The 15206-nt window shown below is 66.1% G+C and carries 12 protein-coding genes; 8 read left to right on the forward strand and 4 right to left on the reverse strand.

Features of this window, described 5'->3' with window-relative positions; all coding sequences use genetic code 11:
- Window positions 1-67: 67 nt before the first annotated feature.
- Entirely contained in the window at window positions 68-1366 is a 1299-nt protein-coding gene (gene argA / locus FFS60_RS10360) for an amino-acid N-acetyltransferase (RefSeq protein ID WP_028626799.1), read from the reverse strand.
- Between the two features lie 134 nt (window positions 1367-1500).
- Window positions 1501-2640 (reverse strand): acetylornithine deacetylase, encoded by a 1140-nt coding sequence (gene argE / locus FFS60_RS10365; RefSeq protein ID WP_028626800.1) that lies wholly within the window; start codon window positions 2638-2640, stop codon window positions 1501-1503.
- 137 nt (window positions 2641-2777) lie between these two features.
- Between argE and FFS60_RS10370 the strand changes: the two genes are divergently transcribed.
- On the forward strand, window positions 2778-4142 hold the full coding sequence (locus FFS60_RS10370) for an inorganic triphosphatase (protein WP_137821933.1): 1365 nt from the start codon (window positions 2778-2780) through the stop codon (window positions 4140-4142).
- A gap of 15 nt (window positions 4143-4157) precedes the next feature.
- Window positions 4158-4844: a DUF502 domain-containing protein gene (locus tag FFS60_RS10375; RefSeq protein WP_137821934.1), complete on the forward strand. Its 687-nt coding sequence runs from the start codon at window positions 4158-4160 to the stop codon at window positions 4842-4844.
- 106 nt (window positions 4845-4950) lie between these two features.
- Here the strand turns inward: FFS60_RS10375 and FFS60_RS10380 are convergent, their stop codons facing one another.
- Window positions 4951-5427: an Lrp/AsnC family transcriptional regulator gene (locus tag FFS60_RS10380; RefSeq protein WP_028626803.1), complete on the reverse strand. Its 477-nt coding sequence runs from the start codon at window positions 5425-5427 to the stop codon at window positions 4951-4953.
- Window positions 5428-5553: 126 nt separating this feature from the next.
- Between FFS60_RS10380 and FFS60_RS10385 the strand changes: the two genes are divergently transcribed.
- From FFS60_RS10385 to FFS60_RS10410, 6 genes are all read left to right on the forward strand, one after another.
- Window positions 5554-5868: a hypothetical protein gene (locus FFS60_RS10385; protein WP_028626804.1), complete on the forward strand. Its 315-nt coding sequence runs from the start codon at window positions 5554-5556 to the stop codon at window positions 5866-5868.
- Window positions 5869-5971: 103 nt separating this feature from the next.
- Window positions 5972-7756 (forward strand): GspE/PulE family protein, encoded by a 1785-nt coding sequence (locus FFS60_RS10390; RefSeq protein WP_028626805.1) that lies wholly within the window; start codon window positions 5972-5974, stop codon window positions 7754-7756.
- 70 nt (window positions 7757-7826) lie between these two features.
- A complete protein-coding gene (locus FFS60_RS10395) occupies window positions 7827-8747 on the forward strand; it encodes an SPFH domain-containing protein (RefSeq protein ID WP_028626806.1) in 921 nt (306 codons plus the stop codon).
- Window positions 8748-8751: 4 nt separating this feature from the next.
- Entirely contained in the window at window positions 8752-9198 is a 447-nt protein-coding gene (locus tag FFS60_RS10400; RefSeq protein ID WP_028626807.1) for an NfeD family protein, read from the forward strand.
- Window positions 9199-9343: 145 nt separating this feature from the next.
- Window positions 9344-11650: a tetratricopeptide repeat protein gene (locus FFS60_RS10405; RefSeq protein ID WP_137821935.1), complete on the forward strand. Its 2307-nt coding sequence runs from the start codon at window positions 9344-9346 to the stop codon at window positions 11648-11650.
- A 103-nt stretch (window positions 11651-11753) separates the two neighbouring features.
- Entirely contained in the window at window positions 11754-12062 is a 309-nt protein-coding gene (locus tag FFS60_RS10410; protein ID WP_137821936.1) for a DUF2388 domain-containing protein, read from the forward strand.
- A 244-nt stretch (window positions 12063-12306) separates the two neighbouring features.
- On the opposite strand, the gene gcvP is transcribed toward FFS60_RS10410, so the two are convergent.
- Window positions 12307-15183, reverse strand: coding sequence for an aminomethyl-transferring glycine dehydrogenase (gcvP, locus tag FFS60_RS10415; protein WP_137821937.1), 2877 nt, complete (start codon window positions 15181-15183; stop codon window positions 12307-12309).
- Window positions 15184-15206 lie beyond the last annotated feature (23 nt).

Raw genomic sequence — 15206 nt, forward strand, 5'->3', positions numbered from 1 at the left:
CTGCGCTGCCCTTAGCGAATAAATTCGCCCCCACAGGGTAAGGCCTTGCCAGCTTGGTCCACGTGGTTCACAGCGTCTTCTCGAACACCTGAGAATTGCGCTGGAAGTTGTACAGCGACGCCCGCGCAGCCGGCAGGCGTTCGACGCCACTGGGCTGGAAGCCGCGCTCGCGGAACCAGTGCGCGGTGCGGGTGGTGAGGACGAACAGGGTCTTCATCCCCATGGCACGGGCGCGTTCCTCGATACGCTCCAGCAGTTCATCGCCGCGGCCGCCGTGGCGATACTCCGGATTGACCGCCAGGCAGGCCAGCTCAGCGGTGTCGGAGTCGGCGATGGGATAGAGCGCCGCACAGGCGATGATCAGCCCGTCGCGCTCGACGATGGTGAACTGCTCGATCTCCCGTTCCAGCACTTCCCGCGAGCGGCGTACCAGGATGCCCTGGTCCTCCAGCGGGGTGATCAGGTCGATCAGGCCGCCGACGTCGTCGATGGTGGCCTCGCGCAGGGACTCGAACTGTTCCTGGTCCACCAGGGTGCCGCCACCGTCGCGAGTGAACAGCTCGGTGAGCAGCGAGCCATCCTCGGCGTAGCTGACCATGTGACTGCGCTTGACCCCGGCGCGGCAGGCTTGGGCGGCCGCATCGAGCAGCTCGGCCTGGTAGTTGTTGCCAAGCCGAGCCAGATGCGGCGGCACCTGTTGCGGGCGCAATTCGCGCACCAGCTTGCCGGACTCGTCGATCAGGCCACGCTCGGCGCCGAACAGGATCAGCTTGTCCGCCCCCAGGTCGATGGCCACGCGGGTGGCCACGTCCTCGCAGGCGAGGTTGAAGATTTCCCCGGTGGGCGAGTAGCCGAGTGGCGACAGCAGCACAATGGTGCGCTCGTCGAGCAGGCGGCCGACACCCTTGCGGTCCACCCGGCGCACTTCGCCGGTGTGGTGGTAGTCGATGCCGTCGACCACGCCTATGGGCCGCGCGGTGACGAAGTTGCCGGTGCTCACCCGCAACCGCGAGCCCTGCATGGGTGACGCGGCGATATCCATGGACAGGCGCGCCTCGATGGCGATGCGCAGTTGGCCCACGGCATCGATCACGCATTCCAGGGTCGGGCCGTCGGTGATCCGCAGATCGCGATGGAAATGCGGGGTCAGGCCGCGGGCTGCCAGGCGCGCCTCGATCTGCGGGCGCGAGCCGTGCACCAGCACCAGGCGCACGCCCATGCTGTGCAGCAACACCAGGTCATGGACGATGTTGCCGAAGTTCGGGTGAGCGACGCCCTCGCCGGGCAGCATCACAACGAAGGTGCAGTCCCGGTGGGCATTGATGTAGGGGGTAGCGTGGCGCAGCCAGTTGACGTAGTCAGGCATGGTTCCGTGAGCCTTTGGTTAAGCGAAATGACGAGTGCGACTCCCAGCGGTTCTGGGAATGAGAGTAAGGCGGCGCGTTATCGTCGTCGCATGAGCATCAACGGAAACCCTCTCGATCAGTACGTGGTGGCGGATTAAAGGCAGTAATGCTGGATGAGCTGGCGCAGTAGCGCAACGGTAGGCTCGATCCGTGACAGTTCCAGGTGCTCGTCCGGCTGGTGGGCGCAGGCGATATCGCCGGGGCCGAGTACCAGGGTCTCGCAACCGAGCTGCTGAAGATACGGCGCTTCGGTGCCAAAGGCCACCGCCTGCGCGGTATGCCCGGTAAGACGTTCGGCCACGCGTACCAGATCACTTTCCGGCGACTGCTCGAACGGCGGTACCGCCGGGAACAGCGGCTTGAAGTCGATCTTCACCTGGTAATGCTCGGCAACCGGCCGCAGGCGCTGGCGGATCACCGCACGCAGGGTGTCCGGATTCATGCCCGGCAACGGGCGCAGGTCGAACTCCAGGCTGCACTGGCCGCAAATGCGGTTGGGGTTGTCGCCGCCGTGGATGCAGCCGAGGTTGAGGGTGGGCTGCGGCACGGTGAATTGCGGGTTGCGGAACTCCTGCTGCCATTCGCCGCGCAATTCGATCAGATCGCTCATGACCGCATGCATGGCTTCCAGGGCACTGTGGCCGAGGCTGGGGTCGGAGGAGTGGCCGCTCTGCCCGAGGATGTCGATGCGTTCCATCATCACGCCCTTGTGCAGGCGGATGGGCTTCAAACCCGTCGGCTCGCCGATCACCGCCGCGCGGCCCAGCGGCTGCCCCGCCTGGGCCAGGGCGCGGGCGCCGGCCATGGAGCTTTCCTCATCGCAGGTCGCGAGGATGATCAGCGGCTGGCGGAACGGCTGGTCCAGCAGGCCGCGTGCGGCCTCGATGGCCAGCGGGAAGAATCCCTTCATGTCGCAACTGCCCAGGCCGAACCAGCGGTCGCCCACCTCGCTGAGTTTCAGCGGGTCGGTTTTCCACAGGGCGGCATCGAAGGGCACCGTGTCGCTGTGGCCGGCCAGCACCAGGCCACCGGGGCCCGAGCCGTAGGTGGCCAGCAGGTTGGCCTTGCCAGGCGCCACCTGCTGGATCTCGCAGCGGAAACCGAGATCGCCGAGCCAGCCGGCCAGCAGCTCGATCACCGCCTGGTTCGACTGGTCCCAACTGGGCTGGGTACAGCTCACCGAAGGCGTGGCGATCAACGCGGCGAACTGCGATTTCAGGTCTGGAACGGGCATCGGGGACCTCCACGGACAAGCGATCATCATAGGCCCAAGCCCGCGCCGGGCGAAACCGCTGCGGCAAGGTGCGGACCTGTCCTGTAAACTTCACCGCCTTGGTAGCCACCCCCTGGCTGCGTCTAAAGACCCCGGCGATGAACAAAGAGACCGAAATCAAGCTTCGCGCCAGCCGCGAGACCCTGGAAGCCCTGCGCGACCACCCGCTGCTGAAGAAGCGCAACAAGTCCGGCTGGGAACGCCGCGAACTCTTCAACCAGTACTTCGACACGCCCGAGCGCGACCTGGCCCAGGCCCGCGTGGCCCTGCGCCTGCGCCGTGACGGCGAACAGTTTATCCAGACCCTCAAGACCCGTGGCCAGAGCGTCGCCGGGCTGTCCGAGCGCAACGAGTGGGACTGGTACCTGGACAAGGCCAAGCTGGACCCGAAGAAACTCACCGACGACTGCTGGCCCGCCAGCCTGGCCGAACTGGACAAGGAGCAGCTCAAGCCGATCTTCACCACCGACTTCAATCGCGACCGCGCCGAGATCGCCTGGGGTCGCGGCAAGGCCAAGGTGGTGATCGAAGCCGCCCTGGACCTGGGCAAGGTGATCGCTGGCAAGCAACAGGAAGAGATTTGCGAGCTGGAGCTGGAGCTGCGCCAGGGCGAACCCGAGGCCCTGCTGGAACTGGCCGCCGAACTGGCCGCCGACCTGCCGCTGATGCCCTGCGATATCAGCAAGGCCGAGCGCGGTTACCGCCTCCATGACGCCAACAGCTATCACCTCAGCCTGCCGGCGCCCGCACTGTCGGCGGAACTGTCGCTGGACGATGCCTTCGCCGCGCTCGCCTGGCACCTGCTGGGCAGCAGCCAGCGCCTGGCCGAGCAGTACCGCTTCAACGGCCACTGGAAGCTGCTGGTGGACTGGCTGCAGCAACTGATCGACCTGCGCGCCCTGATCGGCAGCCTCGGCCAGGCCGCCCCGCGCACCAGCAGCCACGAGCTGCGCGAAACCCTGGATGCCCTGCTCAAGGACTGGCGCCCGCGTCTCCAGGCCGGTGAGCTGGACGAGGCCGTGCGCCACGGCGCGCCGCAGCAGTTCGCCGAAGAACTGCAGGGCACCCGTTGGGGCCTGTTCTCCCTGAATACCTCCCGCTGGCTGCTGACCCGCGCCTGGACCGTCGAGCGCAATGAGCGCGGCAACCGCCAAGGCAAGGCGCCGCTGGGCAACTGGCTGCCGCGCCTGCTGAGCGAGGAAGCCGAGGCCCTGAAGCTGGAGCGCTACAAGCGCCAGCCCGAGGACCTGGCCGAGCAACTGCCGCGCATCGAGCGCTTGCTGGTCTGGTTGCGCCTGGCGCGCCAGGTGCTGGACGTGCCGGAGGTCGACCGCGCCTATGGCGAACTGTCCAAGTTCGCTGAGCTGGCGGCCCTGCCGCTGGACGGCGAAGTACTGGCCGCACGCGGCGAGCAGGCGCAGACCCTGATCAGCCTGCGCAGCTGGAAGGCGCTGGCCAAGTAAAACGGAAACGCCACCATGCTCAGGCAAAGCTTCCGCTCCGCGGTCACCACCTGGCTGACCGGCCTGCTGGCCCTGCTGCCGCTGGTGCTGACCCTGGCGCTGCTGGCCTGGCTGGTGAGCCTGCTGAACAAGCTGGTGGGGCCGTCCACGGTGATCGGCCAGCTCCTCGGTGCTCTCGGCCAGCCTTTCGCCAGCAATCCGGTGCTGGCGTATCTGGTCGGCACCCTGGTGCTGCTGGGCAGCCTCTATCCCCTGGGCCTGGCGGTGCAGCTCGGCCTGCGCCGGCCACTGGCCTGGCTGCTGGACATGACCCTGCGCCGGGCGCCGCTGGTGGGCAGCCTGTACAGCCTGGCCGACCGTTTCGTCGGCCTGCTGGATCGCAGCAAGAACGCCGATATCGCTGCCATGAGCCCGGTCTGGTGCTTCTTCGGCGGTGACGGTGCAGCCGTGCTGGCGCTGCGCCCAAGCTCGGAATCCTTCGAACTGGAAGGCCGCCAGTACTGCGCCGTGCTCGTGCCCACCGCGCCTATCCCGGTGGGCGGCGGGCTGATCTACGTCCCGGTGGAATGGGTGCGCCCGGCGGACATGGGTGTCGACGGACTGACGGGCATCTACCTGTCCATGGGGCTCTCCCCGCCGCACCAGGCGGGGAAGCTTGCGAAGGAGCAGGCGGTGCTAACGGACGGCGACAAGGCCCCCTGAGAACGCTTTTGTAGGGGCGAAATCATTCGCCAAGCGAGCCGAAGGTTCGCCAATCAGGTAGAGCCTGATAGGTCAGCCGCGCCGCCCCTGGCGATTGAAATCGCCCCTACAGCCCCTGCCCAACCGGCAAGCTGGTGGTCGACTTGATCTCCGACAGCGCCACGATGGAGTTCACCTCCTGGATCCCCGGCACCAGCGACAGCTTCTCGAAAAAGAAGCGCTCGTAGGCCTCGATGTCCCTGGTGACGATGCGCAGCATGAAATCCACCGCGCCCATCAGCACATGGCACTCCAGCACCTCGGGAAACTGGCGCATGGCCTCGGCGAACTCGGTGAGGTTGGAGCGGCCGTGGGCGTTGAGCTTCACCTGGGCGAAGATCTGCGCGTTGAGGCCGACCTTGCGGCGGTCCAGCAGGGTGACCTGGCAACGGATCACGCCCTCATCCTTCAGGCGCTGGATGCGCCGCCAGCAGGGCGATTGGGACAGCCCCACCCGCTCGGCGATCTCGGCGGTGGACAGGCTGGCATCCTCCTGCAGCAGGTCGAGAATGCGTTTGTCGTAGACATCCAGGGTGACGGACATAAAATTTCCCCGCTTTTCGAGTTACCCGGAAAGTTTATCCAAATATTCTACCTAGCAACGCAATTCAGGCAGAAAAATCCCCATTCAGGCTGGAAAACTATCGGCATCCCCACCGAGGAATCTTCCATGCTCAGCCTGCAGACCGCCCCCGCCCTCCGCGAAGACCACTGGCACCCGCGCACCGCCCAGCTCCACGCTGGCGAGATGCAGTTCGCCATCCTCGCCGAGGCGGAAGCCGACATCCTCGGTCGCCTGCTCGCCTTCTTCGCCCAGCTGCAGCTGGTGCCGCGCTGGCTGGAGGCCAATCAGTTGGGCGACAACCTGCTGGTGCAACTGCGCCAACCAGGGCTGACGCCGCACCGGGCGGAAGTCATCGCGCAGAAAATGCGTTCGCTGGTCAGCGTGTTCTCGGTTGAGCTGGAACAGGCTTCCGTTCCTTGATCCAGCGCTTAGCCGAATGCTGGCGAATCGGGCATGCTTGCCGTCCCGCGAGAAGAGCGATTGACTACTCTTCCAGACTGAGCAGCGTGACCGAGGAGCTTGCATGTCCGCCTTTGCCTCACCCGCCCAGGACCGTTGGCTGGACCTCAACGACCTGATGCGCGAATTGGTGGCCCAGGGCCGCCTGAGCCAGGACCAGGCCGAGCACTGCCTGGCTATTCGCCGTAGCGCGGTGAACAACCAACAGCACCCCCTGGAGTTTCTCGCCGCGCAGCAGGTGGACGACCTCAAGCGCCCCGGCAAGAAGCTCGACCTGGAGACCCTCAGCCACTGGCTGGCCGAGCACGCCGGCCAGCCCTACCTGCGCATCGACCCGCTGAAGATCGACGTCGCCGCCATCACCCCGCTGATGTCCTACGCCTTCGCCCAGCGCCACAAGATCCTCGCTGTGGCCGTCGACAGTGAAGCGGTGACCATCGCCAGCGCGCAGCCCTTCGTACAGAGCTGGGAAAGCAACCTCACCCACGTGCTCAAGCGTCCGATCAAGCGGGTGGTGGCCAACCCGATCGACATCCAGAAATTCACCCTGGAGTTCTACCGCCTGGCCAAGTCGGTCAGCGGCGCCAGCGCCGTGGACCAGAAGACCAGCGGCGTCGGCAACTTCGAGCAGCTATTGAAGATCGGCGCCAGCGACCAGGAGCCGGACGCCAACGACGCGCACATCGTCAACATCGTCGACTGGCTGTTCCAGTACGCCTACCAGCAACGCGCCAGCGACATCCACATCGAGCCGCGCCGCGAACAGGGCACGGTGCGTTTCCGCATCGACGGCGTGCTGCATACCGTCTACCAGTTCCCGCCCCAGGTCACCATGGCGGTAGTCAGCCGCCTGAAGAGCCTCGGGCGGATGAACGTGGCGGAGAAGCGCAAACCCCAGGACGGCCGGGTCAAGACCAAGACCCCGGACGGCGGCGAAGTGGAGCTGCGCCTGTCTACGCTGCCCACCGCTTTCGGCGAAAAGATGGTGATGCGGATCTTCGACCCCGAGGTGCTGCTGAAGAGCTTCGATCAGCTCGGTTTCTCCCAGGACGACCTGCGCCGCTGGCAGAGCATGACCAACCAGCCCAACGGCATCATCCTGGTCACCGGCCCCACCGGCTCGGGCAAGACCACAACGCTCTACACCACGCTCAAGCAACTGGCCACCAGCGAGGTGAACGTCTGCACCATCGAAGATCCCATCGAGATGATCGAGGGCGCCTTCAACCAGATGCAGGTGCAGCACAACATCGACCTGACCTTCGCCAGTGGCGTACGAGCGCTGATGCGGCAGGACCCCGACATCATCATGGTCGGCGAGATCCGTGATCTGGAAACCGCCGAGATGGCCATCCAAGCGGCGCTGACCGGCCACCTGGTGCTTTCCACCCTGCACACCAACGACGCACCCAGCGCCATCACCCGCCTGCTGGAGCTGGGTGTGCCCTACTACCTGCTGCGCGCCACCCTGCTCGGGGTCATGGCCCAGCGCCTGGTACGTACCCTCTGCCCGCATTGCAAGGCGCCGATGGCGCTCGCCGAGGACGACTGGAACAACCTGACCAAACCCTGGAGCGCACCCCTGCCCACCGGCGCCCATCGCGCTGTCGGTTGCCTGGAATGCCGCGATACCGGCTACCGTGGCCGCGCCGGGGTATACGAAATCATGCTGCTGTCCGATGCCGTCAAGCCGCTGATCACCGCCGACACTGACCTCATCGCCCTGCGCCGTGCCGCGTTCAAGGAAGGCATGCGCAGCCTGCGCCTGTCTGGCGCGCAGAAGGTCGCCTCAGGCCTGACGACCATCGAAGAAGTGCTGCGGGTCACGCCACAAAGCGAGCAGAAATGAAATCCTTGTCGGCTTGGGGCGGAGGGGCCCCGACCAACAAGAATCACAGCCAGCAAACGGAGCTTTCCCCATGGAAATCGGCAGTGTCGTCATTCTCTTCGTCGTCCTTGCGATCGCAATCGTGTTCATGGGTTTCAAGGTCGTGCCACAAGGCTTCGAGTGGACCGTGGAGCGCTTTGGCCGCTACACCAATACCCTGAAACCGGGCCTCAACATCATCGTGCCGGTGATGGATCGCATCGGCCGCAAGCTCAGCGTGATGGAAAGCGTGCTGGACATCCCGCCGCAGGAAGCCATCAGCGCCGACAACGCCATCGTCACCATCGACGCCGTGTGCTTCTTCCAGGTGGTCAACGCCGCCCAGGCCGCCTACGAGGTCAACGACCTGGAGCACGCCATCCGCAACCTGGTGATGACCAACATCCGCACCGTGCTCGGCTCCATGGAGCTGGATGCCATGCTCAGCCAGCGCGACTCGATCAACGAGCGCCTGCTGCGCACCGTGGATGAAGCCACCGCGCCCTGGGGCATCAAGGTCACCCGCATCGAGATCAAGGACATCACCCCGCCGGCGGACCTGGTGGAAGCCATGGCCAGCCAGATGAAGGCCGAGCGCCTCAAGCGCGCGCAGATCCTCGAAGCCGAAGGCCGTCGCCAGGCGGAAATCCTCACCGCCGAAGGCGAAAAGCAGGCGCAGATTCTCAAGGCCGAAGGCCAGCGCGCAGCCGCCTTCCTCGAAGCCGAGGCCCGTGAACGGGGCGCCCAGGCTGAAGCCGAAGCGACGCGCATGGTGTCCGACGCCATTGCCCAGGGCAGCGTGCAGGCGGTGAACTACTTCGTCGCGCAGAAATACATCGAGGCGCTGGGCAACCTGGCCAGTGCCAACAACAGCAAGGTGGTGCTGATGCCGTTGGAAGCCAGCCAAGTGATCGGCGCCGTGGGCGGTATTGGCGAGATCGTCCGCGCCACCTTCGACAGCAAGAAGGGCTGAGCCGATGTGGAACTACCTCCAGCACCTGACCTACTGGGACTGGCTGGCCCTGGGCACCCTGCTCCTGATCCTCGAAGTCTTCGGCGCCGGCGGCTACCTGCTCTGGGTAGGCGTGGCTGCGGCCAGCGTCGGCGTGCTCACCTTCATCGTCCCGGAGCTGCACTGGGCCATCCAGTTTCTGCTCTTCGGCGTGCTTTCGATCGTCACCGCGGTGTACTGGTGGCAGCGCCAGCGCAGCGCCGCCAAACCCTCCGCACAGCCCGGCCTGAACCAGCGCGGACAGGAGTTCATTGGCCGCGAGTTCGCCCTGCATGAAGCCATCAGCGGTGGACGGGGCAAGATCCGCGCCGGCGATTCCGTCTGGCTGGTGGTCGGCCCCGACCTGCCCGCCGGTAGCCAGGTGCGGGTCATCGGCCAGGACGGCGTGCTGCTCAAGGTTGAGCCGGCCTGACGCCCAGCGGGCAGACCGCCTGGTTTGGGTAGGGGTGAGGTAAGCATCCACGGGCGCATCATCAGACAGCCTTGACGGCCTCCGGGGCATTCACGGAATCTGCACGCCACCGTGAAGCACGCTTGCCAGTACAGCGGACGTCTGCATGTCGAAGCACCACCAGATTCCCCCGCGCCGGCCTGTCCGGCGCCCCGTCTACCCGGTCCTCGCGGGCCTGCTGCTATTGATCGGCCTGGCTGTCTGGTTGTTCGTCAAAGGAGGAAGCGACGCCCTGCCGGGCAAGGCGCCGTCCCAGGCCAGCGGCCAGCCGGCCAGCATGGTCGACGAAGCGCAATGCGCCGGCTGCCACACCCAGCAGGCCCGTGACTGGCAAGGCAGCCACCATCGGCTGGCGATGCAGGCAGCCAACGACGCCAGCGTGCAAGGCGACTTCAACGATTCGACCTTCCAGAGCGATCAGGAAACCACCCGGTTCTTCCGCAAGGACGGTGGCTTCTGGGTCAATTCCCCCGGCGCGGATGGCAAGCCGGCGGATTTCCGCGTCGCCTATACCTTCGGCGTTGCGCCGCTGCAGCAGTACCTGGTCGACGCCCCCGGCGGTCGCCTGCAAGCCCTGGACGTGGCCTGGGACGTGGAACAGCGCACCTGGTTCAAGCTGCAGCCGGGCCAGGGCGTGGAGGCAAGGAATCCGCAGCACTGGAGCCGTCCGCAGCAGAACGCCAACGTCCTCTGCGTGGAATGTCACACCACCGGCTACCAGCGCAATTACGACCCGGCCAGCGACCGCTACGACAGCCGCTGGAGCAGCCTCGGCGTTGGCTGCCAGGCCTGCCACGGCCCGGCGTCCCGGCACCTCGACTGGGCAACGAAGACGCTCAAGGCGGCCAACGCCGGATTCGATGTCGACCTGACCCGGGCGGACCGGATCAAGTCGGTGGAAACCTGCGCACGCTGCCATTCCCGTCGCGTGCCCCTGGATGACGGCTATCACCACGACAAGCGCTTGATGGACGACTATCTGCCCAGCGCGCTGACCCGTGAACTCTTCGAGCTGGACGGCAAGATCAAGGATGAGGTGTACGAATACGCCGCCTTCGCCCAGAGCCGGATGTTCGCCAAAGGATTGCGTTGCAGCACCTGCCATGATCCCCACAGCACAGCGCTCAAGGTGCCGGGCAACGGCCTCTGCCTGCAATGCCACAACCCGTCGGGCAAGGCCGGGATCGAGGGCATCGACGGCAAGGGCCTGAAGGCGAAGAACTACGACAGCCCCGAGCATCACCACCACACCCAGGGCGAGGCGGGCTCGCAGTGCGTGGATTGCCACATGCCGGGCAAGCTGTTCCTGGGCAACGACTACCGCCACGACCACGGCTTCACCCTGCCCAACCCGGCCCGCGCCCTGCGTCTGGGCACCACGGATGCCTGCCTGGGTTGCCACCGCGACCAGCCGGGCGACACGGTCGCCGAGCAGTTCCGCCTCTGGTACGGCGAAGGCAAGGTCAACGCGACGCGCTACGACGAGAGCCTGTGGCTGATCCGCAATGGCCGACCAGGTGCCTCGCGGGCGCTTTACCAGCAACTGGAATCCCGCGAACTGCCGGCCATTCGCCGCGCCACCCTGCTCGCCGAGCTGCCCAGCTACCCCAGCGAACGCGCCCTCAAGGCTGCCGCCCGTGACCTGCCCCATCCGGCACCACAGGTGCGCGAGGCCGCAGTCAGGGCAGTGGGCGCCCTGGTGCCGCCGGAGCAGCGCCGCAACCTGCTGGCCCCCCTGCTGAATGACCCGGTGCGCGCGGTGCGCATCGCCGCCGCCCGCGAGCTGCTGGGCATGCGCGCAACGGGCCTGGGCAATTACGAGAAGAGCTGGAGCAAGGCCATTGCCGAGTACGAAGCGGCACAGCTCAGCCTGCAGGATCGCGCTGAGGCGAATCTGAACCTGGCGCTGCTGTACCAGGCCGACGGCCGCGCCGACCAGGTGGAGTCGCGCCTGCGCACCGCGCTGCAGCGCGACCCGGCCTACCTGCCGGCCCTGGTAGTCCTGGTGCAATGGCTGGACGGCAACTTCCGCTGGGAAGAAGGCCGCGCCCTGCTCGAGCAGGCCATCCGGGAGCATCCGCAATCGGCACTGCTGCAGCACGCCAACGGCCTGTTGCTGCTTCGCAAAGGCGATCTGCCCGCCGCCCTCAAAGCCTTCGCCGAGGCGGTCCGGCTGGAGCCGAAGAGCGTTGCGTACGACTACGCCTACGCGGTAGCCCTGCACGACAGCGGCCAATTGGAAGCCGCCGGCCACCGCCTGGAGGAGCTGCTGGAGCGCGACCCCGCCAACCGCGAGGCACGCCTGGCGCTGATCAATTACTGGCGCGAAGCCGGGCAGATCCAGAAAGTCCAGGCGCTGCTGGCGGAACTGGAACAGCAGAACCCCGACGACCCCGCACTGCGTCGGGAATGATCCGGCCTGGCGAGACACCATGACCGACTGGCAGCCAGGTTGAACTCCGCAAAAGGCGGCCGAATCTGATGGTTCAGGTCCACCCGCAATCGGAGTAACCGCCATGCGCACTCGCCTGTATGCCGCCGCTCTCGCCCTGATCGCCCTGCCCGTGGGGTCGGCCATAGCCGACAGTGACTTCTGGCGCGACGTCATTTCGTCCGGCGCCACCACCGCCTCCACCTACCTGACCTTCAAGGACGACAAACTGATAGTCGCGGCCCGCGACGACGCCAGCAGCTTCGTCGCCAGCGGCGGCGAGATTCGTGGCCCGTACCTGGAGGCCGCGCTGCAGCGCATCCGCAGCGAGCACCCGGACCTGAAAGCCAGTGACGGCGAGCTGGCCAGCGCGATTCTGGCCGCCGAAGAGTGAGCCCCAACGCCGTCGCGTATCGCCCAGCCATGCGCGGCGGGCGTTTTCTCCGGACAAAAAAAGAGCCCCGCCATGCAGCGGGGCTCAGGGGTTGCTACCCACACCGGTAGCACATGATGAACACGTCCCACGCCGACGAGAGTCCACATGGGCGGAGTGCGGGGCACACCTTGACGCCCGTCCCGGGTCAGGTCAACGCCATGGGCGAGACTTCAGAAAAAGCCGACACAGCCCGGGAACTTGCCTACTCGCGATAGTCATCCACCGGCACACAGGCGCAGAACAGGTTGCGGTCGCCGTAGACGTTGTCCACCCGGTTTACGGTCGGCCAGTACTTGTGGGCACGGGTATGGGCGCTGGGGGCGACGGCTTCTTCGATGCTGTAGGGACGCTCCCAGTGACCGATCACGTCGGCCAGGGTGTGCGGTGCGCGCTTGAGCGGGTTGTCCTCGGCCGGCCAGTCGCCCGCCTGCACCTTGGTGATCTCGGCCCGGATGCTCAGCATCGCCTCGATGAAGCGGTCCAGCTCATGCTTGTTTTCGCTCTCGGTGGGCTCGACCATCAACGTGCCCGGCACCGGGAAACTCATGGTCGGGGCATGGAAGCCGTAGTCCATCAGGCGCTTGGCAACGTCCTCTTCGGAAATGCCGGTTTCCGCCTTGAGCGGCCGCAGGTCAAGGATGCATTCGTGGGCGACCCGTCCATTGCGCCCGCTGTAGAGCACCGGGTAAGCATCGCCGAGCTGCTTGGCCAGGTAGTTGGCGCTGAGGATGGCCACTTCGGTGGCATCGGCCAGTTCCGGCCCCATCATGGCGATGTACATCCAGCTGATCGGCAGGATGCTCGCACTGCCCCAGGGCGCTGCACTGACCGCACCATTCTCTGGATTCGGCCCCTTCAGCTCGATCACCGGGTGGTTGGCGACGAAGGGCGCCAGGTGCGCCCGCACGCCGATCGGCCCCATGCCCGGCCCGCCGCCACCGTGGGGAATGCAGAAGGTCTTGTGCAGATTCATGTGGGAAACGTCGGCACCGATATCTGCCGGTCGCGCCAGGCCCACCTGGGCATTGAGGTTGGCGCCATCCATGTAGACCTGGCCGCCATGGCTGTGGATAACCTCGCAGATCTCGCGGATGCCTTCCTCGTAGACGCCGTGGGTCGACGGGTAGGTGGCCATCAGGCAGGACAGCTGGCCACCGGCTTCACCGGCCTTGCGCTTGAGGTCTTCCAGGTCGACGTTGCCGTCCTGGTCGCACTCGACGATCACCACGCGCATGCTCGCCATCTGTGCCGACGCCGGGTTGGTGCCATGGGCGGAAGCCGGGATCAAGCAGATATTGCGGTGCCCCTCGCCGCGGCTCTCGTGGTAACGACGAATGGCGAGCAGCCCGGCGTACTCACCCTGGGCGCCGGAGTTGGGCTGCATGCAGATGGCGTCGAAACCGGTAATCGCGCAAAGCCAGTCTTCCAGCTCGTCGATCATCAGCTTGTAGCCCAGGGCCTGTTCGCGGGGGGCGAAAGGGTGCAGGTTGGCGAACTCCGGCCAGGTGATGGGGATCATCTCGCTGGTGGCATTGAGCTTCATGGTGCAGGAGCCCAGCGGGATCATCGCCTGGTTCAACGCCAGGTCCTTGTTCTCCAACTGCTTGAGGTAGCGCAGCATCTCGGTTTCGCTGTGGTGGGCGTTGAACACCGGGTGGCTGAGATAGCCCGTGCTGCGCTGCAGCTCCGCTGGAATGCCCGGGACCAGCACCGACGCGTCCAGCTCGGGAATAGAGAGGCCGTGGTCGGCGCCGAGGAAGATGCAGAACAGCTTTTCAAGGGTGTCGGCCGTGCAGGTCTCGTCGAGACTGACGCCCAGCTTGCCGCGGCCGAGGATGCGCAGATTGATGCGCGCCGCCTTGGCCGATTCGATGATGGCGGTCTGGCTGCCGCCCACATCCAGGGTGAGCGTATCGAAGTAGTACTGGTTGTCGCGCTGGATGCCCCGGCGCGCCAGCCCTTCGGCGAGGATGGAGGTAAGCCGGTGGACCCGCTGGGCGATGCGCTTCAGCCCCTCGGGGCCGTGATAGACGGCGTAGCAGCTGGCGATATTGGCCAGCAGCACCTGGGCCGTGCAGATGTTGGAGTTGGCCTTCTCACGGCGAATGTGCTGCTCGCGGGTCTGCAGCGCCATGCGCAGCGCGACATTGCCTCGGGCATCCTTGGAAACGCCGATGATCCGTCCCGGCATGGCCCGTTTGAAGTCGTCGCGGGTGGCAAAGAACGCCGCATGGGGTCCGCCGTAGCCCATGGGCACGCCGAAGCGCTGGGCCGAGCCGAATACCACGTCGGCGCCCAGCTCTCCGGGCGGGGTAAGCAGCAGCAGGCTGAGCAGGTCGGCGCCGACGCAGGCAAGCGCCTGCTGGCCGTGCAGGTGTTCGATCAGAGGCCGCAGGTCGCGGATTTCGCCATGGGTGTCCGGGTACTGCAGCAATGCGCCGAATACCTGGTGTTGCGCCAGGTTATCCACAGGGGCCACCACCAGGTCGAAGCCAAAGGCCTGGGCCCGGGTCTGCACCACCGAGATGGTCTGCGGGTGACAGTCTTCGTCGACGAAGAACAGGTTGCTTTTCGATTTCGCTACGCGCTTGGCCAGGGCCATGGCTTCGGCGGCGGCGGTGGCCTCGTCCAGCAAGGACGCGCTGGCGAGATCGAGGCCGGTGAGGTCGATGGTCAGTTGCTGGAAGTTCAGCAACGCCTCCAGCCGCCCTTGGGCGATTTCCGGTTGGTAGGGGGTGTAGGCGGTGTACCAGCCGGGATTTTCCAACACATTGCGCACGATCACGGTGGGCGTGACCGTGCCGTAGTAGCCCATGCCCATCAGGCTGGTCCACAACTGGTTCTGCTCCGCGTAGCCGCGCAACTTGGCCAGGGCCTGCTGTTCATCCAACGCCGGCGGCAGGTCCAGGGGCCGGTTCAGGCGAATCGCCGGCGGCACCGTCTGCACGATCAGCTCGTCGCGGCTGGCGAGGCCCAGGGCCTCGAGCATGGCCTGCTGTTCCGCCTCGTCCGGGCCCAGGTGGCGGCGGAGGAAGGCGTCGGGCTGTTGGAGCTGGGACAGCGAGGGCATCTGGGACATGGGGCAGAACCTCGTTTGGCCTC

The organism is Pseudomonas sp. D(2018) (assembly GCF_005502555.1).
Lineage (GTDB): Bacteria > Pseudomonadota > Gammaproteobacteria > Pseudomonadales > Pseudomonadaceae > Metapseudomonas > Metapseudomonas resinovorans.

Bases quoted from the DNA above. Each gene is read 5' to 3' on its own strand.
- argA (WP_028626799.1), bottom strand. From the start codon at position 1,366: ATGCCTGACTACGTCAACTGGCTGCGCCACGCTACCCCCTACATCAAT.
- argE (WP_028626800.1), bottom strand. From the start codon at position 2,640: ATGCCCGTTCCAGACCTGAAATCGCAGTTCGCCGCGTTGATCGCCACG.
- FFS60_RS10370 (WP_137821933.1), top strand. From the start codon at position 2,778: ATGAACAAAGAGACCGAAATCAAGCTTCGCGCCAGCCGCGAGACCCTG.
- FFS60_RS10375 (WP_137821934.1), top strand. From the start codon at position 4,158: ATGCTCAGGCAAAGCTTCCGCTCCGCGGTCACCACCTGGCTGACCGGC.
- FFS60_RS10380 (WP_028626803.1), bottom strand. From the start codon at position 5,427: ATGTCCGTCACCCTGGATGTCTACGACAAACGCATTCTCGACCTGCTG.
- FFS60_RS10385 (WP_028626804.1), top strand. From the start codon at position 5,554: ATGCTCAGCCTGCAGACCGCCCCCGCCCTCCGCGAAGACCACTGGCAC.
- FFS60_RS10390 (WP_028626805.1), top strand. From the start codon at position 5,972: ATGTCCGCCTTTGCCTCACCCGCCCAGGACCGTTGGCTGGACCTCAAC.
- FFS60_RS10395 (WP_028626806.1), top strand. From the start codon at position 7,827: ATGGAAATCGGCAGTGTCGTCATTCTCTTCGTCGTCCTTGCGATCGCA.
- FFS60_RS10400 (WP_028626807.1), top strand. From the start codon at position 8,752: ATGTGGAACTACCTCCAGCACCTGACCTACTGGGACTGGCTGGCCCTG.
- FFS60_RS10405 (WP_137821935.1), top strand. From the start codon at position 9,344: ATGTCGAAGCACCACCAGATTCCCCCGCGCCGGCCTGTCCGGCGCCCC.
- FFS60_RS10410 (WP_137821936.1), top strand. From the start codon at position 11,754: ATGCGCACTCGCCTGTATGCCGCCGCTCTCGCCCTGATCGCCCTGCCC.
- gcvP (WP_137821937.1), bottom strand. From the start codon at position 15,183: ATGTCCCAGATGCCCTCGCTGTCCCAGCTCCAACAGCCCGACGCCTTC.